At 68.6% G+C, this 26,164-nt stretch carries 19 protein-coding genes; 5 read left to right on the forward strand and 14 right to left on the reverse strand.

Translation table 11 applies throughout. The features are described 5' to 3' along the window. Nucleotide 1 precedes the first annotated feature (1 nt). Both QRN16_RS01935 and QRN16_RS01940 read right to left on the reverse strand, forming a co-directional pair. Entirely contained in the window at nt 2-3,415 is a 3,414-nt protein-coding gene (locus tag QRN16_RS01935) for a TM0106 family RecB-like putative nuclease (RefSeq protein ID WP_285184420.1), read from the reverse strand. A gap of 30 nt (nt 3,416-3,445) precedes the next feature. Continuing rightward, nucleotides 3,446-4,399 carry an alpha/beta hydrolase gene (locus QRN16_RS01940; RefSeq protein WP_222649717.1) on the reverse strand — a complete coding sequence of 318 codons (954 nt, stop codon included), beginning with the start codon at nt 4,397-4,399 and terminating at the stop codon, nt 3,446-3,448. Between the two features lie 89 nt (nt 4,400-4,488). Here QRN16_RS01940 and QRN16_RS01945 point away from each other — a divergent pair, with 89 nt between their 5' ends. After that, the gene (locus QRN16_RS01945; protein WP_222645535.1) at nt 4,489-5,100 is read left to right on the forward strand and encodes an alpha/beta hydrolase; all 612 of its coding nucleotides are present in this window, start codon (nt 4,489-4,491) and stop codon (nt 5,098-5,100) included. Between the two features lie 2 nt (nt 5,101-5,102). On the opposite strand, the gene QRN16_RS01950 is transcribed toward QRN16_RS01945, so the two are convergent. Both QRN16_RS01950 and QRN16_RS01955 read right to left on the reverse strand, forming a co-directional pair. Next, nucleotides 5,103-6,677, reverse strand: coding sequence for a molybdopterin-dependent oxidoreductase (locus QRN16_RS01950; RefSeq protein ID WP_285184421.1), 1,575 nt, complete (start codon nt 6,675-6,677; stop codon nt 5,103-5,105). Nucleotides 6,678-6,800: 123 nt separating this feature from the next. Beyond that, entirely contained in the window at nt 6,801-8,591 is a 1,791-nt protein-coding gene (locus QRN16_RS01955) for an AMP-dependent synthetase/ligase (RefSeq protein WP_027504699.1), read from the reverse strand. Between the two features lie 146 nt (nt 8,592-8,737). Between QRN16_RS01955 and QRN16_RS01960 the strand changes: the two genes are divergently transcribed. After that, on the forward strand, nt 8,738-10,432 hold the full coding sequence (locus QRN16_RS01960; protein ID WP_051613107.1) for a DEAD/DEAH box helicase: 1,695 nt from the start codon (nt 8,738-8,740) through the stop codon (nt 10,430-10,432). 42 nt (nt 10,433-10,474) lie between these two features. On the opposite strand, the gene QRN16_RS01965 is transcribed toward QRN16_RS01960, so the two are convergent. Beyond that, entirely contained in the window at nt 10,475-11,761 is a 1,287-nt protein-coding gene (locus QRN16_RS01965) for an MFS transporter (protein WP_081821135.1), read from the reverse strand. Nucleotides 11,762-12,192: 431 nt separating this feature from the next. On the opposite strand from QRN16_RS01965, the gene QRN16_RS01970 reads away from it, so the two are divergent. Further along, a complete protein-coding gene (locus QRN16_RS01970) occupies nt 12,193-14,484 on the forward strand; it encodes a putative bifunctional diguanylate cyclase/phosphodiesterase (RefSeq protein ID WP_285184423.1) in 2,292 nt (763 codons plus the stop codon). Nucleotides 14,485-14,488: 4 nt separating this feature from the next. Here the strand turns inward: QRN16_RS01970 and QRN16_RS01975 are convergent, their stop codons facing one another. Next, a complete protein-coding gene (locus tag QRN16_RS01975) occupies nt 14,489-15,100 on the reverse strand; it encodes a histidine phosphatase family protein (RefSeq protein ID WP_051613109.1) in 612 nt (203 codons plus the stop codon). Between the two features lie 98 nt (nt 15,101-15,198). Here QRN16_RS01975 and QRN16_RS01980 point away from each other — a divergent pair, with 98 nt between their 5' ends. Beyond that, the gene (locus tag QRN16_RS01980; RefSeq protein WP_027504702.1) at nt 15,199-16,374 is read left to right on the forward strand and encodes an acyl-CoA dehydrogenase family protein; all 1,176 of its coding nucleotides are present in this window, start codon (nt 15,199-15,201) and stop codon (nt 16,372-16,374) included. Nucleotides 16,375-16,385: 11 nt separating this feature from the next. Continuing rightward, entirely contained in the window at nt 16,386-17,516 is a 1,131-nt protein-coding gene (locus tag QRN16_RS01985) for an acyl-CoA dehydrogenase family protein (RefSeq protein ID WP_222639430.1), read from the forward strand. A gap of 66 nt (nt 17,517-17,582) precedes the next feature. Here the strand turns inward: QRN16_RS01985 and QRN16_RS01990 are convergent, their stop codons facing one another. From QRN16_RS01990 to QRN16_RS02025, 8 genes are all read right to left on the reverse strand, one after another. After that, complete coding sequence (locus tag QRN16_RS01990; RefSeq protein WP_056441942.1) at nt 17,583-18,818, reverse strand: YncE family protein; 1,236 nt, start codon at nt 18,816-18,818, stop codon at nt 17,583-17,585. 88 nt (nt 18,819-18,906) lie between these two features. Further along, the gene (locus QRN16_RS01995) at nt 18,907-19,881 is read right to left on the reverse strand and encodes a 2-hydroxyacid dehydrogenase (protein ID WP_285184424.1); all 975 of its coding nucleotides are present in this window, start codon (nt 19,879-19,881) and stop codon (nt 18,907-18,909) included. Beyond that, nucleotides 19,878-21,191 carry an enolase C-terminal domain-like protein gene (locus QRN16_RS02000; RefSeq protein ID WP_285184681.1) on the reverse strand — a complete coding sequence of 438 codons (1,314 nt, stop codon included), beginning with the start codon at nt 21,189-21,191 and terminating at the stop codon, nt 19,878-19,880. Before QRN16_RS02000 ends, QRN16_RS01995 begins: the two co-directional genes overlap by 4 nt. 267 nt (nt 21,192-21,458) lie before the next feature. Further along, nucleotides 21,459-22,175, reverse strand: a complete 717-nt coding sequence (locus tag QRN16_RS02005; RefSeq protein ID WP_222631617.1) for a sulfite exporter TauE/SafE family protein — start codon at nt 22,173-22,175, stop codon at nt 21,459-21,461. Between the two features lie 10 nt (nt 22,176-22,185). Continuing rightward, entirely contained in the window at nt 22,186-23,217 is a 1,032-nt protein-coding gene (locus tag QRN16_RS02010; protein ID WP_231476221.1) for an ABC transporter ATP-binding protein, read from the reverse strand. Beyond that, the gene (locus tag QRN16_RS02015) at nt 23,189-24,208 is read right to left on the reverse strand and encodes an ABC transporter ATP-binding protein (protein WP_027504708.1); all 1,020 of its coding nucleotides are present in this window, start codon (nt 24,206-24,208) and stop codon (nt 23,189-23,191) included. Before QRN16_RS02015 ends, QRN16_RS02010 begins: the two co-directional genes overlap by 29 nt. Beyond that, nucleotides 24,205-25,188 (reverse strand): ABC transporter permease, encoded by a 984-nt coding sequence (locus tag QRN16_RS02020; protein ID WP_235578886.1) that lies wholly within the window; start codon nt 25,186-25,188, stop codon nt 24,205-24,207. Before QRN16_RS02020 ends, QRN16_RS02015 begins: the two co-directional genes overlap by 4 nt. Before the next feature lie 11 nt (nt 25,189-25,199). Beyond that, on the reverse strand, nt 25,200-26,126 hold the full coding sequence (locus tag QRN16_RS02025) for an ABC transporter permease (protein ID WP_027504709.1): 927 nt from the start codon (nt 26,124-26,126) through the stop codon (nt 25,200-25,202). Nucleotides 26,127-26,164 lie beyond the last annotated feature (38 nt).

Raw genomic sequence — 26,164 nt, forward strand, 5'->3', positions numbered from 1 at the left:
ATCATTCGTCGGGGCTCACCCGCATGAAGGCGCCGACCAACGACAGCTCCGCCGGTGTCGAGGGCAGATAGTGCGTCAGCGCGGGTGAGCGGACGACGTGTGCGGCCCACTGCCCCCGCGACAAGGCGACGTTGATGCGGTTGCGCGACAACAGGAACTGCATGCCGCGCGGCACGTCCTCGGGGGCCGACGCGGCCATGGACACGATCACCACGGCGGCCTCCCGGCCCTGGAACTTGTCGACGGTGCCGCACGAGGCCTCGTGCAGTCCGGCATCGTCGAGCGCCGCGCGCACGGTGGCGACCTGGGCGTTGTAGGCCGCCACCACGAGCAGGTCCGAGGCGCCGAGCGGCCGTGTCTCCCCGTCACACGTCCAGGCCGATCCCACCAGTGACCGTGCGAGTCGGACGATCTCGACCGCTTCCTCTCGCGAGGACGTCGCGTTGCCCTCGTGGTCGACGAGAACTGTGTGCACTCCCGGGTCGACGCCGTCCAGGTGCCGTCCCAGCACTGTGTCGTGCGAGCGGAGCCGTCCGTCGTAGGACAGGTCGGACACCACGGAACACAGCTCGGGGTGCATGCGGCGAGTGGTGGCCAGGAAGTACCCGAGGTCGGCCGGGAGCGTGTCGGAGCCGTCCGCGAGCCAGCCCAGAGCAGAGGTGTCCACCGGTTCGGGGTGGCTGCCCTGGCTCACCTGCGGCAGCTGCTGCGGATCGCCGAGCAGCAGGAGGTTGCGTGCCACCCGCGCCACCGCAATGGTGTTGGCGAGCGAGAACTGGCCCGCCTCGTCGACGACCAGCAGGTCCAGCTCCTGCTCTACGAACTCCTTGCGGTTGGTGAACGGCCAGGCCGTCGCACCCACGACGCATCCGCCGGTGTGTGTGGCCAGGTACCCGGAGTACGAGTCCACGCCGAGCCACGAGTGCGTGCTGTCGGACGACCCCTTCTTGGCGACGCTCTCGGGATCGAGCCCGGCGGCGACGACACCGTCGAGAAGGTTCTCGATCACCGAGTGCGACTGGCCGACCACCCCGATGCGCCAGCCGTGATCGCGTGCGAGTGCGGCGATCACTCGCGATCCGGTGTAGGTCTTCCCCGTTCCCGGCGGCCCTTGGACCGCGATGTAGGAATCGTCGAGATCGAGGAGCGACGCCGTGATGGCCGCAGCGACCTGCTCATCGACGACCTTGGCGAGCGGTGCGCCGGACCGGGTCCGGGGAGGATCACGACGCAGGAGGTCGACCACGGCCGAGGCGCGGACTTCGGGAAGGCGATCCGCTGCCTCCGCCGCGGTGGCGGCGATGGCCTCCCGCAGCGTGGTCGTGTTGACGAAGGCATCGGGCGTCGTGGCGACCGGTGCGACATCGTGGGGTTCGGCGCCCTTGGACAGCGACTCCTCGAGCGTGAGGTGGGCGCCGTCCTCGGACACCTCGACGATCGTTCCGGGCATCGTCCAGCGATACTGCGGGTTCGCGCGTCTGTCGGGCGCGATCCAGTCCGGAGCAGGCGGCGCGTAGAGCACGGTCACCTTCGACCCCACGCGCCCACTGCCGGGCCCGAACTCACCGCGCACCACGCTCGTGCGCCGCTGGACCCGCTTGCCGGGCGGTGTCGCCCACTCGGTCATGGACTCCACCTCCTCGACCATGAACACGTCGCGGGTGTCGGCCCACTCGTCCATCGGCGAGGCCAGTCGGTCGAAGTGCGCCCACCAGTAGGGCTTCTCCTCGCGCTGGTGGTAGCCGACAGCGGCCGCGAGCAGGGCGATCGCCTGCTGGTCGGTCGTGCGTGAGACCGGTTCACCGGCGAACTCCCACAGGGCGTCTCGCACCGCGTCCCGGTCCTCGTCGACCGGTTCGGCCGCGTCGAGCGGACCGCGGGGCACCACACCCGCGCGTTCGGCGTGACCGAGCAACCAGTCGCGCAGTTCCCGTGTGGAGCGGCAGTCGTACTCGTTGTAGTCGGCGATCTCGGCGAGGACGCCGGCCGCCTCGTCGAGGTCGCCACGGTCGCGCAGATCGCACCACCGCGCGTACTCGGTGATGGAAGCGACGGCGTCTGCCACGTCGCCGCGGTGATCGGTCATGTACAGCGGTTCGAGCTTCTTGATGCTGTAGCTCGGTGCGCCGATGCGCAGGGCGGACCGCACGACGGGATACAGGTCGACGAGGATCTGCTGCCGGAGAAGGTCGTCGACCTCGTTCTCGTACACCCCGTACCGCGAGGCCAGACGCAGCAGAGCCGACTTCTCGTATGCCGCATAGTGATACACGTGCATGCCGGGGAACGCCTCGCGGCGTGCACGCACGTACTCGACGAAGGCGACGAAGGCGGCCCTCTCCTCGTGCCGGTCGTGGGCCCAGAACGGCCGGAACGCGCCGTCGGACTCCATGACGCCGAAGAGGTACTCGAGCCCCCAGTCGGAGGAGCCGCGTTCGGCGTACAGCGGGTCGCCCTCGAAGTCGAAGAAGATGTCGCCCTCGTCCGGAGCGGGCAGTGCACCGAGAGCACTCGGGGTGTGCACGTCGACCACCGGTGACCCCGACTGCTCCTGCTGAACCTGGGCCAGGGCCTGCGCGCGCAGGGTGCCGAGGGACCGCTCCGAGAGGTCCGCGACGGAACCGGTGTGTGCGGCCAACTCGTCGACGGTCGTGATCCCCGCGGCGTGCAACGTGGACCGCTGGGAGACGCGCATCCCGGCGACCAGCAACAGGTCACGCTGTGCCTCGACCTCGGGGGTGCAGTGCTCGCACCGGAAGCAGGCGCGAATGTCGAGGTCGGCCCAGGATGCCGGGAGCAATTGCGTCAGGTGGCCGGACAGCAGGGCCACCATCTCGCGCCGTGCGCGGCGGTAGACGGGGAGGACGTCCGGCAGGTGCACGAGATGGTCGGTGCCGTCACCGAGGACGAGGTGGCCCGTGGCGGACGTGGGAACTTCGACAGCCTCGAGCGCGTCGGCGTACGCCGCGATCTGCAGGACCGACGGGACGCGCTCGGTGCGCGACAGCTTGGTGTCGTGCACCGCATAGGTGTCGGTCGACGGGTCGTGGATCAGGAAGTCGCTGAAGCCGAGGAACTCGCCGTCGAAGAACGTGCCCTGGTAGATGACGGGGACGCGCTGCAGCGCCGCGGCGAGGGTGGCCTGTGCGGCGGCGGCCAGCGCGGACGGGATGCTCTCGGCCGGCCGTTCGATGGTCACGACGCCGTCCGGATGCTCGCGCTTCAGTCTCAGCAGCTCGCGGGCCTCGTGCTGACTGCCGAGGCGCGCGAGCCGGGCGAACATCGCGTCGTCGACCTGCTCGGTCTCGATGCGGCCGAGGTTCGCGTCGAGCGTGCGCAGGAGTGCGTACTCGCACCGGGACGCCAGCGCGAGGTCGCCTGCGCTGTGGACGAGGGTGTCTCCGGTGACGAACATGCCGCCACCCTAACGAGACCGGCCGACAGGTCAGCGGGTCCCGAGGGCAGGTGCGATCGTCGTGCCCCAGGCTTCCTTCAGCTGGTCCTCGAACAGTGCCCAGCTGTGCGAGCCCTCGCCGCGCATAGAGATGGTCGCAGGCACGCCCGCCCTCCGCACCGCGTCGGCGAAGATGCCGGTGCACGTGTTCACCATGGCTTCGACGGCTGCTCCACCGAACGGGGGAATGCTGCCGGGCGGGATGCGGTCGACGGGGCCGGGAACACCGCTCGCGGATCCTGCGTAGACAGCCGTTCCGCGGAGGCGGTCGGCGTGGAGGGACGGGTCGTGCTGCGCCCATGCGGGAGCACCGGGAGGGCCCCACATGTTGAAGGGGTTGTTCAGGGCGCCGCCGATCATGATCGAGATCGCGGCCTGGGCGAGCGGGTTCGACGAGGCGGGGCACCCGCTGATGGATGCCGCGGCACGGTAGAGGCCGGGCGCCTGCACGGCGAGATCGAGTGCCGGACCGCCGCTCATCGACACCCCTGCCACCGCGTTGCGGCGCGTACTGCCGAAGTGCTGGTCCATGACGCCGGGCAGTTCCTGCGTCAGATAGGTCTGCCATTTGTTGGATCCGAGGATCGGATCGTCGGCGAGCCAATCCGTGTAGAAACTGAGACGCCCACCGATGGGGAGCACGACGGTGACGTTCTTGTCGGCGAAGAATCCCGGGGCGCCGGAGTTGTTGATCCAGCCGACTCCGTCCTCGTTGCCCAGGGCGCCGTTGAGAAGGTAGAGCGTGGGGAGCGACCCGCCGCGAGCCGGGCGGAGCACGTCGTTCGGCACGACGCGGTTCATGGCGGGGGAGTAGACGTCGACGACCGAGTGTGTCGGCGAGAGCTGCCGCACCCCGACCACTCGGGCAGGCTCCGCAGCGGTGGCGGCGGGCGCCCCGAGAAGAGCCGCGACGATGGCGACGACGATGACGAAAACCAACCTCATGGTTCGATGCTCGCACGGCGGAGGGAACCGTGGGGTTCGGTTCTGTGTCGAACCGGTGACTATTGAGTCACATCAGCCACAATGGCCACATGCCGTTCTTCGAAGGACCCCGAGGTCGCGCCCACTACCGCCAGTGGGGACCCACCGAGGACCCTGCCGCGACCCTCGTGTTCCTGCACGGGCGGGGACAGCACACCGGCCAGTACCACCGGTTCGGCGCTGCCCTGGCAGCACACGGCATCGCCACCTGGGGCCTCGACCACATCGGCCACGGCTTGTCCGAAGGAGAGGCGGCCGACGACGCCGCCTACCTCGACGCGCTGGCGGAGAACGCACGACATCTCCTCGACGTCGTGGTCGAGGCCGGCCACCGACCTGCGGTGATGGGCCACTCGCTGGGGTCCGCGACCGCGGTGCGGATGCTCGCGACCGGCGGGAGCGCGCCCGCCGTCGTGCTGGTGGCGATGCCGCCGCGCGCGATCTCCCGCGAGGATCTGACGGCAGCGACCCGATCGCCCACCCTGGCACTGCACGGTGTGGACGACCGCATGGTGCCGATCGACGGCGTCCGAGACCTCGTGCGCGGCATCCCGACGATCACCCTGCGCGAGTACGCCGACGCCGGACACGACCTGCTGCACGAGAAGATCCACCGGACCGTGACCGACGCGGCCGCGGACCACGTCCTCGCGAACGCCTGACGTCAGCTGACGATGATGGTGCGGGTGTGCCACCCGGTCGAACCACCGGGGATCGGCGGGGTGCGCTCCTCGACCTGCGTGTTCCCGTCCTGATCCGTCGCGCGGACCTGGATGTTGTGGTTGCCCGCAGTGGCGTCCCAGTCCCAGAACCATTGGCGCCAGGTGTCGATCGTGTACTGCTCGGCGAGCGTCGCCTCCTGCCACGGTCCGTTGTCGACACGAACCTCGACGCGCTCGATGCCACGCTGCTGCGCCCAGGCGGTACCCGCGACACGGACGGGACCGGGTGCGACGGGGGCGAAGGCGGCCGGCACGTCGATGCGTGACGCCGTCTTGATCGGTGCCTTGTCGCCCCAGCCGCGGTCGGTCCAGTAGGCCGCCGCCTCGTCGAATCGCGTCAGTTCCCAGTCGACGACCCACTTGGTGGCGGAGACGAATCCGTACAGACCGGGCACGACCTGACGCACCGGGTAGCCGTGCTCGACGGGCAGCGGCTCGCCGTTCATCGACACCGCGAGCATCGCGTCGCGGCCGTCGGTGAGGGCCTCGACCGGCGAACCGATGGTCATGCCGTCGATGCTCGTGGACAGCAGCATGTCCGCGTCGGCCTGCACACCCACCTCGTCGAGGATGTCCTTGATGGGGAACCCGATCCAGGTCGCGTTGCCGGCGAGCGGTCCGCCGACCTCGTTGGACACGCACGTCAGCGTCACGACGCGCTCGATCGGAGTGCGAGCCATGAGGTCGTCCCAGCTCAGCGTCATCTCGCGGTCGACCTTGCCGTGGATCTTGAGCTGCCACTCGGCGGTGGTCAGCTGCGGGACCTGCAGAGCGGTGTCGATGCGGTAGAAGGTGTTGTTCGGCGTGACGAAGGTGGTCGCGCCCTCGACGCCGATGTCGGTACCGGCCGGAATGGCGGCGGCTTTCTCGCCGGCCGCGACCGTGGGGAGGCGGAAGTTCTTGATGTCCTCGGCGACACCGGCCACACGATCGCCGAGGTACCGGCCGACCGTGCCGGCTGCGACGGCCACCGCGGCGGCAGCGCCGAACAGGACGAGGAACTTGCGACGCGGCATGAACCCGTCGACCGTGCCCGCCGGCACCTCGAGCGCTCGCGTGAGGGCTTGCAGGACCGCGATGCCCAGGACGACACCCACCACGGTGGGGATGACGTCACCGAGTGAGGACGTCGGCCGCTGCAGCACCGCGTAGACACCGACGGCGCCGAGCACAAGCAGGATCACCGATCCGATGGGACGCGACGGGCGCTCGAGCAGGCCGGCGATGGCGGCGATGATCGCGATGCCGATGGACATGCCGACGAACAGGGCGGCCTTGTCGTTGGTGCCGAAGGTGTCGATCGCGAACTCGCGGGCGAACGCGGGCGTTCGGTCCACGGTGGTGGAGCCGACGGCGAAGAACGGTGACGACGCCGAGCTGAAGAGGAGCGAGAGGATCTCGCCCACGCCGAGCACGACGCCGGCGGCGACCACTCCGCTGAGCATGCGTGCGAAGGGGTGGACGCGCGTGCGCGCGGAGTCACCCGAGGTCTGGCGTTCGGTGGTCGTCGTGGTCATGACTGCTATTCGTCACGATGGCAGTGGCGGCTTGCTCCGGTGGGCGTGTTGACGAGCCACAACGAGCGAGGCGCGCCCGTGAGGAGTTCTCACGGGCGCGCCTCGGGTGGGTCGGACGAGTGTTCAGCCGCCGTAGATGTCGGCCACCTCGGTGGCGTGGGACTCCAGGATGACGTTGCGCTTGAGCTTCATGGTCGGCGTCAGTTCTCCCGACTCGATCGTGAAGTCACCGGGCAGGATCGTGTACTTCTTGATCTGCTCGGCCTTGGAGACCTTCGAGTTGGCCGTGTCGACGGCCTTGTCGATCTCGGCGATCAGGTCGGCGTTGGTCGTCAGATCACTCGCGGACGTGCTCTTGTCGAGACCGTGACGCTCGAGCCAGCCGGGCAGAGCCTCGGGATCCAGCGTGATGAGCGCCCCGATGAACGGCTTGGCGTCGCCCACGACGAGGCACTGGCTGACCAGCGGGTGCGACCGGATGGAGTCCTCGAGGCCGGCGGGCGCGACGTTCTTGCCACCTGCCGTCACGATGATCTCCTTCTTGCGACCGGTGATCGAGAGGAAGCCCTCGTCGTCGAGTGAGCCGAGGTCACCGGTGTGGAACCAGCCGTCGCGGATCGATTCCTCGGTGGCCTTCTCGTTGTGCCAGTACCCGGAGAACACGACGGGACCCTTCACCAGGATCTCGCCGTCCTCCGCGATCTTCACGGCGTGCCCCGCGAGCGGGCGGCCGACGGAACCGATGCGCTGCTTGTCGGTGGTGTTGACCGTGACGGCGGCGCTGGTCTCGGTGAGTCCGTAGCCCTCACGCACCGGAACGCCGATGCCGCGGAAGAAGTGGCCCAGTCGAGCGCCGAGGGGGCCGCCGCCGGACAGCGCACTGGTGCACCGTCCACCGAGCGCGGCGCGGAGCTTCGAGTAGACCAGCTTGTCGAACAGGGTGTGCTTCGCCTTGAGCACCAGGCCGGCGCCGCCCTTGTCCTGCGCGATGCTCCACTCGATCGCGACGTCCGCGGCCTGATCGAAGATCTTGCCCTTGCCGCCGTCGTGCGCCTTCTGCTTGGCCGAGTTGTAGACCTTCTCGAACACGCGGGGGACCGAGAGGATGAAGTCGGGCTGGAACTCGGCGAACTGCTCGACCAGCGTCGTGGTGTCGGACGTGTGCGCCACCGTGACCTTGGCCTCGAAGGCGCCGAACGACACCGCGCGAGCGAACACGTGCGCCATCGGGAGGAACAGCAGGGTGCGCTTGCCCTCGGTCATCTGGTCGTGCAGCGCCACCTGGGTGGCCGTCGTCTCGGCGTAGAAGTTCGAGTGCGTGAGCTGGACACCCTTCGGGCGGCCGGTGGTCCCCGAGGTGTAGATGAGCGTGGCGGCCGACGACGCGGACACCTGCTGACGACGGGCGTGCAGATCGTCGTCGGACACGGAGGCGCCGCGGGTGGTGAGCTCGTCGATCGCACCGCCGTCGAAGCTCAGCGTCTCGCGGAGATCCGCGGCGCTGTCGGTGACGTCCTTCATGCGGGTGAGGTGTTCGGAGGTCTCGACCACGAAGAGCTTGGTCGCGGAGTCCTCGAGGATCCACTGCGCCTGATCGGCTGCGGACGTCTCGTAGATGGACACGGTGCAGCCACCGGCGGTCCAGATCGCGTAGTCGAGCACGACCCACTCGTAGCGGGTGCCGGCCATGATGGCGACGCGGTCACCGAACTCGATGCCGGAGGCCATGAGGCCCTTGGCCACGCCCGCGACCTCGTCGGCGAACGTGCGCGCCGTGACGTCCTTCCACGAGCCGCCGACTCGCCGTTGGAACGCCACCCACTCCGGGGTCTCGCTCGCGTAGCGGAACACGGTGTCGGCCATCGAGACGTCGTCCGGGATCGTGTAGGACGCGGGTACCGAGTATTCGTGCACGGTGTCTGTACCTTCCAGTAGCAGCAGGTTTGTTGTGTATTGGATCACATGAAGCGATGCTGCGGTGATCGTAGTGCCGTATCCGCTTTGTCCTGTTCGAACAGTTGTCGTTCTGCAGGTGGTCGCTGGACTAGACTCTGGTGCACATGAGCACTTCCGAGTCGGAAACGGTGTCCACCGACACCCCCTCGTTCGTCGATCTCGGTATCGACGAGCGTGTGCTGAAGGCCCTCGCGGACGTCGGGTACGAGACGCCGTCGCCCATTCAGGCAGCCACCATCCCGCCGTTGATGGCCGGGAACGACGTCGTCGGCCTCGCGCAGACCGGCACCGGCAAGACCGCCGCGTTCGCCGTGCCGATCCTCTCGCGCCTCGACGTCGCCAACCGGGTGCCGCAGGCGCTGGTCCTCGCGCCCACCCGCGAGCTGGCCATCCAGGTGGCCGAGGCGTTCGGCAAGTACGCCACCCACATCGAGGGCCTGCACATCCTGCCCATCTACGGCGGGCAGGCGTACGGCATCCAGCTCTCCGGTCTGCGGCGCGGCGCCCACATCGTCGTCGGCACGCCCGGGCGCGTCATCGACCACCTCGAGAAGGGCACGCTGGACCTGTCGCACCTCGAGTATCTCGTGCTCGACGAGGCCGACGAGATGCTGAAGATGGGATTCCAGGAGGACGTCGAGCGCATCCTCGCGGACACCCCCGAGTACAAGCAGGTGGCGCTGTTCTCGGCCACCATGCCGTCGGCGATCCGCAAGATCTCGCAGCAGTACCTGCACGATCCGGTCGAGATCACGGTGAAGACGAAGACGTCCACCGCCCCCAACATCACGCAGCGGTACGTGCAGGTGGCGCATCAGCGCAAGCTCGACGCGTTGACGCGGATCTTCGAGGTCGAGGACTTCGAGGCGATGATCATCTTCGTCCGCACCAAGCAGGCCACGGAGGAGCTCGCCGAGAAGTTGCGGGCGCGGGGCTACTCGGCCGCCGCCATCAACGGTGACATCGTGCAGGCGCAGCGCGAGCGGACCATCGGTCAGCTCAAGAACGGTGCGCTCGACGTGCTCGTCGCCACCGACGTCGCGGCCCGCGGTCTCGACGTCGAGCGGATCTCGCACGTCGTCAACTACGACATCCCGCACGACACCGAGTCGTACGTGCACCGCATCGGGCGGACCGGTCGCGCCGGGCGCGCGGGCGAGGCGCTGCTGTTCGTCGCGCCGCGGGAGCGTCATCTGCTCAAGGCCATCGAGAAGGCGACGCGGCAGCCCATCACCGAGATGCAGCTGCCGAGCGTCGACGACGTCAACGCGCAGCGCGTGGCCAAGTTCGCCGACTCCATCACCCAGTCGCTGTCCTCGACGTCGCTCGGGCTGTTTCGCCGACTCATCGAGGACTACGAGCGCGAGCACGACGTGCCGCTCGCGGACATCGCCGCGGCGCTGGCGACGCAGTCGCGGGACGGCGACGCGTTCCTCATGTCGCCCGAGCCGCCGCCCCCGCCGCGGGAGAAGCGCGAGCGCCCCGAGCGCAAGTTCGACGATCGGGACGCACCGCCGTTGCGCAAGTCTCGCAAGGGCGATCAAGATCTGGCGGTGTACCGGATCAGCGTCGGCAAGCGGCACAAGGTGGCGCCCGGTGCCATCGTCGGTGCTATCGCCAACGAGGGCGGGCTGCGGCGCAGCGACTTCGGGCACATCAGCATCCGGCCGGATCACAGCCTGGTCGAGCTCCCGGCGGATCTCGCGGACGAGACGTTGGAAGCGTTGCGCCGCACCAGGATCAGCGGCGTGCTCATCCAGCTGCAGCGCGACGGCGGACCGCCCCGCGGCAAGCACTGACACCAGCGCACCCCCGCGAGAGTCTCGCGGGGGTGCGGTGCGTCAGCTCTTCTGCAACGCCGAGGGATGCGCGTCGGTGTCGACGCCGGGGACGCCGCGGCCGCGGATAGATGCGCCCGCCGTCTCGGCGACGAACAGCAGTGCGATCAGTCCGACGACGCAGGCGCCCATCATGTAGAACGCCGGGACGAGATCGTTGCCGGTCCGTTCGACGAGCCACTCGTTGGCCGCCGGCGCCGTGCCACCGAACAACGAGGTCGACACGTTGTAGGCGATGGCGAAGCCGGCGAACCGGACGTGCGTCGGGAACATGGCCGGGAACGTCGCCGAGATGGTCGAGAGCTGCAGGACGTAGAGCAGGCCCAGCACGGTGAACGCGACGATGGCCCAGCCGAAGTTGACCGTCATCAGCATGTACATCGGGATCGCGAAGATCAGCAGTCCGACCATCGAGACGAGCCACAGTGGCTTGCGCCCCACCTTGTCCGACAGTGCTCCGGCGAACGGAATGACGAGCATCATGGCGAACTGCCCGATGACGACGAGGAACAGCGACGACGTGCTCGACAGGCCGATCCGGCTCTCCAGATAGGTCGGCATGTAGCTCAGCAGGGTGTAGTTGCAGACGTTGAGCGCGACGACGAGGCCCATCAGCGTGAGGATCGGTCGCCAGTAGGTGGCGATCAGTTCGCGGAACTGGGTGGACGTCTTGTGCTCCACCGCGTCCTCGTTCTCGAGTTCACGGAAAACCGGGGTGTCCTCGAGCTTGGACCGCATGTAGAGCCCGATGAGCGCCAGCGGCCCGGCGACGAAGAACGGCAGGCGCCAGCCCCACGTGTCCATGAACGCGTCGGTGGAGAGCAGGTCGACGGCCAGCACCACGAGGGCGCCGAGGGAGAAGCCGCCGAGTGTGCCGAACTCGAGGAAGCTGCCGTAGAAGCCGCGCTTGCGGTCGGGGGAGTACTCGGCCATGAAGGTGGCTGCGCCGCCGTACTCACCGCCGGTGGAGAAGCCCTGAATCATGCGCAGGATCACCAGCAGAACCGGTGCCCAGAAGCCGATCGAGGCGTAACTCGGGATGACACCGATGAGGAAGGTCGCGGTGCCCATCAGGATGATGGTCAGTGCGAGGACGTGCTTGCGGCCGAGACGGTCCCCCAGTGGTCCCCAGACGAGGCCGCCGAGCGGCCGCACGAGGAAGGACACCGCGAAGATGCCCAGCGTCAGCAGGGTGGCGGACTCGAGGTCGTCCGGGAAGAACGCGCGGGAGATGTACGTGGCCGTGTAGGCGTACACGCCGTAGTCGAACCACTCGGTCGCGTTGCCCATCGCCGAGGCGCCGATCGCGCGCCGGAGAACCCCGGGCGGAGCGTCCTTCAGCGCCGGTGTCGGGTTGTCGACAGAACCTGATTCGGAAGTACTCACTCACCCAGACCTACCGAAGTAGTGGCCGAACCTCAGCATCGAGAGGGGCGATCGGTCTCTTCGTTATCGAGTCGTTACGGCGCCCGGGCTGCCGCGACAGTGGCCGTTCGGCACCGGAAACCACCTCTCACCTGGCCCTCGCACGGACCGTCGTCGTCGGTGTCGCGGCGCGGGAGCGGCGGCATCCGATCTCGGGCACTGCCGGCAGCGTCGGCGCCGTCCGCGCAGGCATGACTGCTGCCTCGGCGCTGCTCGTCTTTCCACTGCTCAGCTAGGTTGTGGACGGATAGATTGTGGTCGGACAGGTCGTGGTTCGGGGGACACGCTCACGCGCGGTGGTCGAGGAGGACGAGTCGATGGTGTCGACGCCCGTTCCCCCACGAGTGACCGCTGCGGCGCTGGACCGATCGCGCCTCGGTGGGCCCGTCCGGTCGCCGGGGCGCTACCTGGCGGCGTCGTTCACGGTGGCCGCCGTGGTACTGGCTGTCTACCTGATCGTGCCCGCATCGATCCGGACCGGCGTCTTCGCGGTGGGCGCCATCGGCTGCATGGTCGTGGTCCTGGTCGGCCTGCGGCGCAACAGCCCGACCGACACGTACGCCTGGCGGTGCATGCTCGGCGCGGCGACGTCCTTCCTGGTGGGCCTGTCCGTGCGGAGCGTGCGCGCGGACCTGCCCTCGGCGATCCGGCTGCTGCCGGAGGTACTGGTGTTGCTCGGCTACCTGCTGCTCGTCCTCGGCATCGTCGGCTGGTCACGGCGAGGGGGGAACTCGCGGCCCACCCCGACCATCATCGACGCGGTCCTGGTCACGCTGGGCATGACGTTCGTGTCCTGGGTGCTGCTGGTGGCTCCGGTCCTCTCGACCACGCGGGACGTGCCGTCCGTGGTGCTCAACGGGCTGTTCCCCGCGATCGACGCCGGTCTGTTCACGATGGCGTTCTTCCTGCTGTTGTCGAAGAGCCGCTTCAACGTGTCCCTGGTTCTCCTCGTCGCCGCACTGCTCGTCACCATCGTCGGCGATCTCGGCTATGCGATCGCGACGGCCCGCTCGGTCGCCCCGCCCGCGGTCGTCCTCGACGCGATGTATCTGCTCGCGTTCGTCCTGCTGGCCGCCGCGTCGCTGCATCCGTCGATGGCGTGGGTGGGCCGCGCGGGAGGTGTGACGGCCGCGCTCACCCGGCAGCGGATGACGGTGTCCGTCGCGCTCGTCGCCACCTGCGCCGCGCTGCCGCTCGTCGGCGACGCGGTGGGGACCGCGGACGTGGTGGTCCGCTCGACCTTTCTGGCCGTGATCCTGGTGGGAATGTTCGTCCGTGGTGAGCGGGCGCTGAGCCGGGTGCAGCGCAGCGAGGACAAGGCCCGCCACGACGCCACCCACGATTCGCTCACCGGTCTCCCCGATCGGTCCATGCTCGAGTCGATCCTGGAACGCGCTGCGCGGAGGCCGTCCTCGTCGGCGTCGGCCACCACCGTGCTGTTCGCGGACCTCGACAACTTCAAGGTCGTCAACGACTCGTACGGCCACCGCGCGGGCGACGAGCTCATCCAGGCGGCGGCGCAGCGCATCCGGCGCGTGGTCTCCGCCGACGAGGACGTGGTGCGGTACGCCGGCGACGAGTTCGTGGTGGTGGCGCACTGTGACCGGGCCCGTGCCGAGGAACTCGCGGAACTGCTCCTGGCCGCGTTCGCGGAACCGTTCGAGTTGAGTGTGGCGTCGCTGTACGTGAGCGTCAGCATCGGCATCGCGACGTCCTGCGGTCCCGCCGGGTTGGCGGACGATCTGGTCCGCGAGGCCGACACGGCGATGTACGACGCCAAGTTCCGCGGGCCGGCGGCCTACGCGTTCTTCGACGAGTCCCTGCGCACCGCGGCGACCCGGTCGGTCGAGCTGGGCAGCGCGCTGCGCGGCGCGGTCGCGCGCGGGGAGATGGCGGTGCACTACCAACCCATCGTGTCGCTGCGGACCCACGACGTGCTGGTCTACGAGGCCCTGGTGCGGTGGAAGCATCGCGGCCGCTGGGTGGGGCCGGACGAGTTCATCCCGGTCGCCGAGGCCACCAACATGATCTCCGAGATCGGGACCTGGGTACTCGACACGGCTCTGGGCGATCTGGTGCGACTGCGGGCGGCGGGAGCGCCGCGCATGTCGATGTCGGTGAACCTCTCCGTGCTGCAGCTGCGTGACGAGCGGCTCCCGGACGTCGTCGCGGACCTGCTGGCGTCGCACGGTCTGGACGGGTCGGTGCTCGGGCTCGAGGTGACCGAGAGTGCCCTCATCGCCGATCCGGTGGTGGCCAATCGGGTCCTCGCGCGTCTCGCCGAGCAGGACATCGTGCTGGTGCTCGACGACTTCGGGATGGGGTACTCCTCGCTCGGTCGCCTACGAGATCTGCCCATCACCGTCATCAAGATCGACAAGTCGTTCATCGACCGCGTCCCGGTCGACGACGCGTCGGTGTCCATCGTGACGGCCATCGAGGCTATGGCCACCGCGCTGACCATGCGCACCGTCGCGGAGGGCGTGGAGACGACGGAGCAGGAGCGCATCGTCACCGAACTCGGCTGCACGTACGCGCAGGGGTACCTCTACGGGCGCCCCGCGCCCGTGGAGACGTTCCTCTCCTGACGCGTCAGCGGAGCCGTCGGCCGTGGCGGACGGGAACCGAGTTGACGGTGCGGACCGACCAGCCGTCGTCGTCGCGGACGACGATGCTCACGCCGGCGTTCGCGATGCGCGGCGCAGGGTGGCCGGTGATGGACCTCAGCACGGCCCGGATGATGCCGCCGTGTGCCACGGCGACGAGAGACCTGCCGGGGTTCTCGTCGGCCAGCAGGTCGAGTCGACGACGCCCCCGCTCGGCGAGCGCCTCGTGCGACTCGGCGCCCGGGTAGTCACCGTCGGGCCAGTACGCCCACGCCTCGTAGCCGGTCATGCCCTCGGCACGTCCGAAGCGACGTTCCATCAGGTCCTCGTGGTCGGCCGAGCGGGTGAGCCCGATGACGTGGCCGATGATGTCGGCGGTCTCCGACGCCCGCGAGAGCGGCGAGCTGACGAGGGTGTCCCACGAGTCGTCGGCCAGCGCGGCGGCCGCGGTCCGGGCCTGGCTGCGCCCGATGTCGTTGAGCGGGATGTCGGAGGAGCCCTGCAGACGCCCCTCGACGTTCCAGTCGGTCTCGCCGTGGCGCACGAGGGCCACTCGGACAGAGGTGCTCCGCGCCCGGGAGTCGAGGTGATCGGTCATGGTCGGGCCCAGAATATCGGTCGACGGCACCCCTGTCCGAGCCTGGTTACCGGAGAGTACGGTGCTAGAGATCAGCGAAGGACTTCGAAAGGTCACAGATGAACCTGGCACTCACCGATGAGGAAGCTGCGTTCCGCGACGAGATGCGAACTTTCTTCCGTACCGAGATCCCTGCCGATATCCGCGAGCGCAACGCGGCGGGCGAGGAACTCGAGCGCGAGGACATGATCACGACGCTGCAGATCCTGAACAAGCACGGCATGGCGAGCCCGCACTGGCCCGTCGAATGGGGTGGCAAGGACTGGACCCCGATGCAGCACCACATCTGGTTGGACGAGCTGCAGCTCGCGTCGGTGCCCGAGCCCCTGGCCTTCAACATCTCGATGGTGGGGCCCGTCATCGCGACCTTCGGCAGCGAGGAGCAGAAGCAGAAGTTCCTCCCGCCCACGCAGAACCTCGACATCTGGTGGTGCCAGGGCTTCTCCGAGCCCGAGGCGGGATCGGACCTCGCGTCGCTGCGCACGGTCGCTCTGCGCGACGGTGACGAGTACGTCATCAACGGTCAGAAGACGTGGACCACGCTCGGCCAGTACGCCGATTGGATCTTCGTGCTGGCGCGCACCAACCCGGACGCGCCGAAGAAGCAGGCCGGTATCTCGTTCATCCTGGTCGACCTGAAGACCCCCGGCATCACCGTGCGCCCGATCAAGCTGATCGACGGCGGCCACGAGGTCAACGAGGTCTGGTTCGAGGACGTCCGCGTCCCCGTCGAGAACCTCGTCGGCGAGGAGAACGCCGGCTGGACCTACGCCAAGTTCCTGCTGAGCAACGAGCGCACCGGCATCACGCGACTCGGCTTCACCAAGACCAAGCTGGCGCAGGCCAAGGCGCTCGCGGCCGAGACCACGGTCGGGACCGGCACGCTGCTCGACGATCCGGTCTTCGCCGCTCGGTTCGCCGAGCTCGAGAACCAGGTGCTCGCACTCGAGCTCACCCAGCTGCGCATCGTCTCCAGCTACGTCTCCGGCAAGGAGAACCCGGCGTCGTCGGTGCTCAAGCTCCGGGGCAGCGAGCTGCAGCAGTTGGCCACCGAGATCCTCACCGACGTGGCGGGACCGGACTCGCTCCCGTTCGCGGCCGGAGAGGACTCGCCGACACCGGTCTGGGCGCAGCGTGCGACCCCGACCTACCTGAACTTCCGCAAGACATCCATCTACGGCGGCTCGAACGAGGTGCAGCGCACCATCATCGCGTCCGGCATTCTCGGTCTCTAGGAGCGCACGACATGCAGTTCGAACTGGACGAAGAACAGAAGCTGCTGCGCGACACGGTGCGTGACGTGCTCGCCCGCAGTTACGACAACGAGAAGCGCAAGGCAGCGGTGGAGAGCGAGCGCGGCTGGACCGAATCGGTCTGGAAGCAGTTCGCCGAGCTGGGCCTGCTCGGCCTCAGTTTCGCCGAGGACGACGGCGGCATGGACGCCGGACCGGTCGAGACCTTCGCGGTCATGACCGAGATCGGTCGCCGCCTCGCACCCGAGCCGCTGCTGGACTGCGTGCTGATTCCGGGTGGTCTCATCACCGAGGTCGGATCGACCGATCAGCGTCAGCGCATCCTGCCGGGCGTCGCGGAGGGGCAGACCCTTCTCGCGTTCGCGCATTCCGAGCCGGGCACCCGCTGGCCGGCGGCCGAGGTGTCGACGTCGGCCACCGAGGACGGTGGCTCGTGGGCACTCTCGGGTGTGAAGAACCCTGTGCTGCACGGTGACTGCGCCGATCACTTCGTGATCAGCGCGGCGCTGCCCGGCGGAGGCGTGGGCCTGTTCCTGGTCGCGGCCGATGCCGAGGGACTCACGCGCAAGACCTACCGCACCCACGACGGACTGCGCGGCGCGTCGCTCGAGCTGTCGGACGTCGCGGGCGAACCGCTCGGTGACGGCGGCGACGCCAGTGCCGCCATCGTGGCGTCCAACGTCCGTGCGCAGGCGGCTCTCGCTGCCGAGGCGCTCGGTGCGATGGAGGAGTCGCTGCGACTCACCACGGAGTACCTGAAGCAGCGCAAGCAGTTCGGTGTGCCGCTCGCCAAGTTCCAGGCACTGACGTTCCGCGCTGCGGACATGTACGTGCAGCTCGAACTGGCACGCAGCATGGCGCTCTACGCGACGATGTCGCTGGCCGACGGATCTCCGGATCCCACGGTCGCGTCGCGGGCGAAGTTGCAGATCGGACGCTCCGCCCGGCAGATCGGCCAGGAGTCGATCCAGCTGCACGGCGGAATCGGGGTGACGGACGAATACCCTGTGGGACATTACTTCTCGCGTCTCACGGCCATCGAGCACACGCTCGGCGGGGTCGACGATCACCTCCGGGTGATCACGTCGTCGCTGAAGGATCACGAGATGCTCGGCGTCTCCTAGCACCGCCTCGATGAAGGCCGGTCGTCCGCGTGGTGACCGGCCTTCGTCGTGTCGGGAATGTGGTGGTCAGCCGGTGATCGCAGCAGTGACGACGCCGGTGCGCATCCGCTGCGGATGGTCGCCGACCGCAGCGCTGCCCACTTCCAGACCGGTGTCGAACGAGATCGCAGAAACCTTGTCGCTACCGGCCCACGACACGAAGCAGTACTGACCGTCGGCACTGCGCGTGGACCAGTAGGGCTTCTCACCGGACGTCACCAGAGGCCCCGCCGTCAGGGTGTCCCGCGAGACCACGGTGGCGTAGTCCGACATCGTTCCCGCGACGCACATCTTGGTGCCGGCGGTGTTCATCGCAATGCCGTGATGGGCCGAGTCGAGCAGGTACGACTCGCGCGGAAGCGCCGCCGCCGCAGCGGTGATGGGCAGATCCGCCACCCGGGTCACCCGGTCCTGCTGCAGGTCGTACTCCACGATGCCGTGGAAGAAAGAGACCTGCAGGTAGAGGAAACGCTCGTCCGGCGAGAGCGTCATCGGGCGGACGGACGAACTCATGTCGGGGTGCCCGGCCTCGGCCAGCTTGCGCCCGATGTCGATCTGGCGCGTGACGGCCCCGGTGGTCCTGTCGTAGAAGGCGATCCAGCGCGGGAACTTGGTCACGCCGAGAGCGGGCGCGTCGAGGGGTGACTCGACGCGGCCGATGCTCGCGTTGATGATGTAGCGGCCGTCTTTCGTGTACACGTTCTCGTGCGGGGAGGTGCCGGTGGGGAATCTGCCGATCTCGCGGCCGTTCGTCGTGTCCAGGATGTGCACCGTGTTGGCCGTCGACGCCGAGACAGCGACCTGTGTGCCGTCGTCCGAGATCGCCATGTGATCGGCGCGCTGACCGTCGACGGCGAACCGCCAATCGATCGCACCGGTTGCGATGTCGAGGGAGACGACGTCGGCGAAGCTGGGCCGCGAGACGATCAGCTTCCTGCCGTCCTTCGAGGTGTACATGTCGTCGGCGTACTGGTCGTGACCCTCGCCCACCAGCTGCCGGATTCCGAAGTAGAACGCGGCGCGCACTGGATTCCGGTAGATCTCCGCGAGGCGCTGTTCCTTGTCCGGCACGACGTTCAACCGACCCAGTCTGGTCAGGTTGCCGTCGGGGGTGAGGTAGTCCGCGGTCCCGTCCCAGTTGTTGGCCACGAACAGCACGTCCGTGAGCCCGGGCGCAGCCACCGCCGGGGTCGCTACGGCAACGGTGCCCATCGCCGTCAGTGCGGCGGTGGCAACGGTGAGAAGTGTGGTGCGAACGGTCATGTGCGGCCCCCGAGAATGTCGTCGAGGTGCCCCGTGCCCCCCGGCCGAATCAGAGTAACCGGAGCAAGGGGACACACGGGACGAACTGTCAGGTAACGGGATTCTTCACATCGACTCCGTCGGCAATGCGTCGGATGTTCTCGAGGACGTCGCGACACCGGCCGTCGAAGGTGCGACGGGTGATGCCCGACGAGTGCGGTGTCATGAGCACGTTGGGCAGTGCCCCGAACGGGTGCGCACTCGGTTCGCCGTGCCCGTCGGGACCGGGGTAGTCGTACCAGACGTCGATCGCGGCAGCACCCAGGTCACCACGCGAGAGTGCCTCGTAGAGAGGACGTTCCTGCACCAGTGGGCCACGTCCGACGTTGATCAGAACGCCCCGCGGTCCGAGGGCTCGCAGCTGCGCGGGGCCGATCATGCCGCTCGTCGCTGTCGTCAGGGGAGCCGAGACGACCATGATGTCGGACTCGTCGGCCAGCCTGTCGAGTTCGTCGGTCGAGCCGGCCCAGTCCAGGCCATGGGCGACCGCATCGACGGCGCCGCGTCCAGTCACGGTAGCGCCGATGCATCCGAGGGTGCGCAGCAGCGACCACGAGCGCTGCCCGATGTGGCCGAAGCCGACGAAGCCCACCCGCGCGCCGGCAGTGGCGTCGGGTTGGGGTAGCGCATGGTCGTAGACGGAGGTTGCCCACACGCCCTGTCGCAGAGCGCGGTCCTGATCGAGGAATCCGCGTCGGAGCAGAATCGCGGCGGCGAGGACGTACTCGGCGATCGAGTCCTCGTGATGAAACGTGTTCGCGACCACGGTCGTCGACGGAAGTGCTGCGCGCGCCACGTTGTCGACGCCCGCGCCGACGACCTGCACGAGTCGCAGCCGCGTGCCGGCTCGCGCCATGGCGTCGGTGACCTTGCCGCCCACGTGGATGTCGGCATCGGCAAGATCGGCAATCAGTGCGTCCTCGTCGAAGCGTTCGTGCCAGGACAGCTCGGTGCCGTCGGGCGTCCCGTTCTCCAATGTCTCGCGGTAGGGAAGCAAATTGCGATCGGCGACAACGACTTTCATGCGCGCTGCAGAGCCGGCCGCTTGCTGTCGAACGTCCAGTCCGGGATGAGGAACTGCATCCCCCTGGCGTCGTCGCGGGCGCCCAGCCCCTCGCGCTCGTACAGCTCGTGTGCGGCCTCGACGCGCTCCATGTCGAGGGTCACTCCGAGACCCGGCACGTCGGGGACGGTGAGGTACCCGTCCACGATGGGGAACGGATTCGTCGTGATGCGCTGCCCGTCCTGCCAGATCCAGTGCGTGTCGATGGCGGTGATCTCACCGGGAGCGGCAGCTGCGACGTGCGTGAACATGGCGAGCGAGACGTCGAAGTGGTTGTTGGAGTGCGATCCCCACGTCAGGCCCCAGGCATCGCAGAGTTGCGCGACGCGGACCGATCCGTTCATCGTCCAGAAATGGGGATCCGCGAGCGGGATGTCGACGGCGCCGGATCGAATGGTGTGTCCCATCTCGCGCCAGTCGGTGGCGATCATGTTGGTGGCGGTGGGCAGGCCGGTCGCGCGCTTGAACTCGGCCATCACCTCGCGCCCGGAGAATGCGCCCTCGGGTCCGACCGGGTCCTCCGCGTAGGCGAGCACGTCGCGCAGACCACGGCACGTCTCGATCGCGTCCTTCAGGAGCCAGCCGCCGTTGGGATCCAGCGTGATGCGTGCCGCGGGGAAGCGCTCCGCGAGTGCGCGCACGGCGTCGGCCTCCTGCGCTGCGGGGAGGACACCGCCCTTGAGCTTGAAGTCCTGGAAGCCGTACTTCGCCTGTGCGGCTTCGGCCAACGCCACTACGGCGTCGGGCGACAGGGCTTCCTCGTGGCGAATACGGGACCAGGCGTCGGCGGAGCCGCTCTCGTCCGAGGGGGCGCGGTACGCGAGGTCGGTCTTGGTGCGGTCGCCGATGAAGAAGAGGTAGCCCAACGCCTGCACCTTGTCGCGCTGGCGGCCGTCGCCGAGCAGGGCAGCGACACTGACGCCGAGGTGTTGACCGAGAAGATCGAGCAGGGCGCTCTCCACCGCGGTCACGGCATGCACTGCGATCCGCAGATCGAAGGTCTGGGCGCCGCGTCCGCCGGAATCGCGGTCCGCGAACGCGCGGCGCATCGCGTTGAGCACGGCGTGGTAGTTGCCGACCGAGGCGTTCTCGACGAGGACGCGGGCGTCCTCCAGACAGCGGCGGATGGGCTCGCCACCCGGCACCTCGCCCACACCGGTGCGCCCGTCGGAGTCGGTCAGCACGACCAGGTTCCGGGTGAAGAACGGTGCATGGGCGCCGCTGAGATTCAGCAGCATGCTGTCGTGGCCGGCGACGGGAACGACGCGCATCGCGGTGACGACGGGCGTGGCATGGGAGGTTCGGACCTCGGTGACGGTGCTCACGTCGACGAGCCTAGGGCGGGTGATTCATTCCCGTCCAACACCATTTGTGGATGCAGCGATGCAGGGTGAGTATCGATCGAGTGCGCCGGCGCCGAGTGCGCACATCTGTCATGAAGCGCACACCCCGTCCAGTCGGCTGTAGCGGGTGTGCGCTCACCAGAGGGTGTGTGCCTCCCGGAAGCGCCAGCGCTGCACCCACCGCAACCGCACACCTCACACCACCGCATCGACCAGCAGCACGAGCGCACCACCCGCCGAGACGACGATGGACACCCATCGCAGCCGACGACGGTCGAGTACGCGGTTCACCCAGCGCGAGGCCACGTACCCGAGCGCGACGACGGGCAGGAGCAGGGCGCCGGTCGCCAGGGAGTGCGCGTCGAGGGAGCCGGTGACCCCCAGCGCGGCGAGCGACATCAGGGAGCCGATCAGGAAGAAGCCGCTCATGGTGCTGCGCAACGCGGCGCCGCTGCTGCCGCTCCAGATCAGCGCCATGGGTGGCCCGCCGATGGAGGTGGCGGTGCCGAGCAGTCCGGACGCGGCGCCCGCGGTCATGAGCGATCCGCGTCGCGGTGTCGGCGACCAGCCGATCGCCGTGGCCACGACGCCGAACAGCACCACTGCGCCGAGCATGATGGAGACTCCCCGCTCGGGCAGCACGACGAGCAGCGCGGCGCCGGCGATCACGCCGGGCACCCGTCCCACCAGTGCCCAGCCGGCCCCGCGCACGTCGATGCTCGTGCGCTCCCGCACCACCACCAGCGCGGTGAGCGCGGTGGCGAGCAGGATGATCGTGCCGGGCACCATCCGCGGATCGATGATGGCCAGGACGGGCGCCGCGACCATCCCCATCCCGAAGCCGATCGACGACTGGAGACACGACGCCGTGAAGATCGCGACGCCCACGACCAGCCATTCGAGGCCGGTCACGCGAGCACGGTCATACGGCCACGGCGTCCGATCTCGGGTGGTGGCACTCGGCGATGTGCAGGTTCCCGAGACGCCCGACCGACGGGGGGATGCCCGTGGCGCAGACGTCCGTCGCGTGCGCGCAGCGCGTGCGGAAACGGCAGCCCGACGGCGGGTTCAGAGGCGACGGTACCTCCCCCTCCAGGAGGATGCGCGAACGCCGGGTCGAGGGATCCAGCGTCGGGGCTGCCGACATCAGTGCCTCGGTGTACGGGTGCGTGGGGTGGTCGAAGACGTCGTCGGTCGGACCGGTCTCGATGATCCGGCCGAGGTACATGACGGCGACCCGGTCGGCGACGTGGCGCACCACCGACAGGTCGTGCGAGATGAAGACGTAGCTGATGCCGAGCTCCTTCTGCAGATCCGAGAGCAGGTTCAGCACCTGCGCCTGGACCGACAGGTCGAGAGCCGAGACGGGCTCGTCGCACACCACGACACTCGGGTCGAGTGCCAGGGCCCGCGCGATGCCGAGACGCTGGCGCTGACCACCTGAGAACTCCTGCGGGTAGCGGTGCTCGTCGCTGGGACGCAGACCGACGAGGTGCAGCAGCTCCCGGACGCGGGCGGCGCGGTCGCGCTTGGTCTTGTACATCGTGCGATGCGTGTGCCACGGCTCCGAGATTATCTCCGCCGCCGACATCCTCGAGTTGAGCGATCCGTACGGGTCCTGGAAGACCATCTGGATCCGACGACGCCACGCGAGCAGTTCCTTGCCCTTGAGGCCGAACGGGTCGACGCCGTCCCACGACACGGTGCCCGTGTCGGGTCGTTCGAGCATCATCAGCGTGCGCGCGAGTGTGGACTTGCCGCAACCGGACTCACCGACGAGGCCGAGGGTCTCGCCGCGTCGCAGCTCGAGGTCGATGCCGTCGAGTGCCCGCAGTTTCTTGTGGCCGCCGCTGCCGGCGGCGACGTCGAACGTCTTGGAGACTCCACGGACCTGGAGCAACGGTGCGGCCTGCGTGGCCGCGGCCTCACTCGCCACTGTCGTCGTAACGGACACCGGACACCTCCTCGGGGAAATGGCATGCGGTCGCACGGCTGGTGCCGGCGACACTGCGGAGCTCGGGGCGCTGCGCGACGCAGACGGCGCGCGCGATGGGGCATCGGGCCTGGTACACGCATCCCGGCGGGATGGAGTGCAGATCCGGCGGGGTGCCGCCGATGGACTTGAGGTGCTCGCCGCGCACGGTGGCGACGGGGACCGAGTCGAGCAGTCCCTTCGTGTACGGATGCTGCGGCGAGCCGAACACCTCGGCGACGGGTCCCGTCTCGACGACGGTGCCGGCGTACATGACGGCGACGTCGTCGGCTTCCTCCGCGACCAGCGCGAGGTCGTGTGTGATGAGGATGACGGCCATGTCGTGCTCGGTGCGCAGGTCGCGCAGCAACGACATGATCTGCGCTTGCACGGTGACGTCGAGAGCGGTGGTGGGCTCGTCCGCCAGCAGCACGGTGGGCCCCAGGGCGACGGCCATCGCGATGAGCAGGCGCTGACGCATACCGCCCGAGAACTGGTGCGGGTAGGAGTCGGCGCGCGACTCGGGCTCCGGGATGCCCACCCGCTCCATCAGCGAGATCGCCTCGACACGTGCAGCTTTCGCCGACATGCCGCGGTGGATGCGGAACGGTTCCGCCAACTGTGTGCCCACGGTGTAGACGGGGTTCAGTGCCGTCAGCGCGTCCTGGAAGACGATGGCGAGCTCGGTGGCGGCGATGCGGCGTCGAGTCCTGGAGTTCGCCGTCACCAGATCGGTGTCGCCGAGCATGACGGTGCCGTCGACGATGTCGGCGATCGGCTCGAGCAACCCGACGAGGGCCTGGGCCGTCATGGACTTGCCGCAGCCGGATTCGCCCAGCAGTGCGAGTGTGCGGCCGCGCTTCGCGCTGAACGACACTCCGTCGACGGCACGCACGGTGCCCGACGGGGTGCGGATCTCGACGGTCAGACCGTCGACCTCGAGCGCGGTGCGGGCGAGAGCGGGAGCACTCATCGACGTGCCTTTCTCTTCGAACGCGGGAGGGTGAGGCGCCAGCGCTGCGCCGGGTCGGTGGCGATGCGGGCCCACGCGGCCAGCACGGTCGCGGACACGGTGGTGATGACGATCGCGAGTCCGGGGAAGAACGACAGCCACCAGGCGCTCTGCAGGTAGGTGCGGCCCTGGGACACCATGAGGCCCCAGCTGATGTCGGGTGGCTGGATCCCGATGCCGAGGAAGCTGAGCGACGACTCGGCCAGCATCACGAAGCAGAAGTCGAGCGTGGCGACGGTCAGCAACGTGGGCAGCAGAATCGGCACCACGTGGCGACGGATCACCGCGCCGCTGCCGGCGCCGAACGTGCGGGCCGCGTCGACGAAAACTCGCGATCGGAGTTCCGCGCTCTCGGCGCGGGCCGTGCGGAGGTAGATCGGGATGCGGGTGATGGTCAGGATCAGCACGATGTTCGCGGCGCTGGGGGAGAAGACGTACAGCACGACGACGGCCATCAGCAACGACGGGAAGCTCATGATGACGTCGGCGACGCGCATGGCGGCGGTCTCGCGCCAGCCGCGGTGGTAACCGGCCCACATGCCGATGATCGAGCCGATGATGCCGGACAGGATGACTGCGGGGATCGCGACCGACAGCGTGGTCCGGCTGGCGAGGATCAGGCGGGCGAGCATGCTGCGGCCGAGCGGATCGGTGCCGAGGATGTTCATGAAGCCGGTGTCGAGGGAGAACGGCGCCAGGTTGGATCGATCGAGGTCCTGACGGGTGGCGGCGTCGCCGACCAGCATGGGACCGAAGATCGCGGTGAGGAAGACGAGCACCAGAATGCTCGCCGCGATGGTGGCGACGCGGTCCCGCAGCAGCAGACGCCACAGCGGCATGGAGGTCGTGCGCGAGGGCGCCGTGGACGCGGCGTCCGGGGTGGGCGGCAGCACCGGGGGAACCGGAACGCCCGAGCTGTCCTTGCTTGCTTCGAGTGTCATGGGTGTACCTCTCAGACCTTGGCCTTGTCGCGAACCCGTGCGTCGAGCAGCGCGTAGCACGCGTCGATCACGATGTTCAGAACGAAGATGCTCACGGCCGTCAGGAGGACGGCTGCTTGGAGGACGGCGAAGTCGCGCTGCAGGATCGCGTCGATCATCAACTTGCCGATGCCGGGCCACCCGAAGATGGCCTCGACCACGACGGCGCCGTTCACCAGGCCGACGGTGAGGTCGCCGGCGACGGTCAGCGCGGGTGCCGCGGCGTTGCGCAGCGCATGGTGGGTGACGACGCGCAGGTCGCCGGCACCCTTGCTGCGAGCGAGGCGGACGTACGGGGCGGAGAGGGCGGAGACCATCGCGCCGCGGACCACCTGGGTGAGCACGCCGAGCGGACGGATGAGCAGTGTCGCGATGGGGAGCACCCATGCGACGGCGCCCCCGGTGCCGGAGGTCGGCAGGACACCGAGCACCACGGCGAAGATCCAGACGCCGGTGATGGCGAACCAGAAGTCGGGGATGCTCGCGGCCGTCATGGACAGCAGGCTCGAGAACCGGTCGGCGAGAGAGTTGGGACGGTACGCGGCCCAGCAGCCGATGACGATCGAACCGATCACGGCGAGGAGCATCGTGACGAACGCGAGCTGCAGGGTGGCGGGGAAGGCGCGCAACGCCATGGTGGACGCGGCTTCGCCCGTCCGGAGCGACTCACCGAAGTCGAGGTGCAGCACGCCGCCGAAGTAGTCGGCCATCTGTGTCCACACGGACTGGTCGAAGCCGTTCTGGGCGGCGAACGCCTCGCGCTGGGCGGGTGTCGCCGACTCGGGAAGGTAGAGGCTGGTCGGATCACCGGTCAGACGAGCGAGGAAGAAGACGCCGATGAGGACGACCAGAAGTGGGACGAGGCTGGTGTAGACGCGGCGTCGCAGAAAGGCGAACATGGCGGTCACTCCCTTCCGGAGGAGGGGCTGGTCGGCCT

Source organism: Rhodococcus sp. MEB041 (assembly GCF_030208955.1).
In the GTDB taxonomy this organism is placed as follows: Bacteria; Actinomycetota; Actinomycetes; order Mycobacteriales; family Mycobacteriaceae; genus Rhodococcoides.

Coding starts and splice junctions, on each gene's coding strand:
- QRN16_RS01935 (WP_285184420.1), bottom strand. CDS start 3,415: ATGTTCGTCACCGGAGACACCCTCGTCCACAGCGCAGGCGACCTCGCG.
- QRN16_RS01940 (WP_222649717.1), bottom strand. CDS start 4,399: ATGAGGTTGGTTTTCGTCATCGTCGTCGCCATCGTCGCGGCTCTTCTC.
- QRN16_RS01945 (WP_222645535.1), top strand. CDS start 4,489: ATGCCGTTCTTCGAAGGACCCCGAGGTCGCGCCCACTACCGCCAGTGG.
- QRN16_RS01950 (WP_285184421.1), bottom strand. CDS start 6,677: ATGACCACGACGACCACCGAACGCCAGACCTCGGGTGACTCCGCGCGC.
- QRN16_RS01960 (WP_051613107.1), top strand. CDS start 8,738: ATGAGCACTTCCGAGTCGGAAACGGTGTCCACCGACACCCCCTCGTTC.
- QRN16_RS01965 (WP_081821135.1), bottom strand. CDS start 11,761: ATGGGCAACGCGACCGAGTGGTTCGACTACGGCGTGTACGCCTACACG.
- QRN16_RS01975 (WP_051613109.1), bottom strand. CDS start 15,100: ATGACCGATCACCTCGACTCCCGGGCGCGGAGCACCTCTGTCCGAGTG.
- QRN16_RS01980 (WP_027504702.1), top strand. CDS start 15,199: ATGAACCTGGCACTCACCGATGAGGAAGCTGCGTTCCGCGACGAGATG.
- QRN16_RS01985 (WP_222639430.1), top strand. CDS start 16,386: ATGCAGTTCGAACTGGACGAAGAACAGAAGCTGCTGCGCGACACGGTG.
- QRN16_RS01990 (WP_056441942.1), bottom strand. CDS start 18,818: ATGACCGTTCGCACCACACTTCTCACCGTTGCCACCGCCGCACTGACG.
- QRN16_RS01995 (WP_285184424.1), bottom strand. CDS start 19,881: ATGAAAGTCGTTGTCGCCGATCGCAATTTGCTTCCCTACCGCGAGACA.
- QRN16_RS02000 (WP_285184681.1), bottom strand. CDS start 21,191: ATGCGCGTCGTTCCCGTCGCCGGCCACGACAGCATGCTGCTGAATCTC.
- QRN16_RS02015 (WP_027504708.1), bottom strand. CDS start 24,208: ATGAGTGCTCCCGCTCTCGCCCGCACCGCGCTCGAGGTCGACGGTCTG.
- QRN16_RS02020 (WP_235578886.1), bottom strand. CDS start 25,188: ATGACACTCGAAGCAAGCAAGGACAGCTCGGGCGTTCCGGTTCCCCCG.
- QRN16_RS02025 (WP_027504709.1), bottom strand. CDS start 26,126: ATGTTCGCCTTTCTGCGACGCCGCGTCTACACCAGCCTCGTCCCACTT.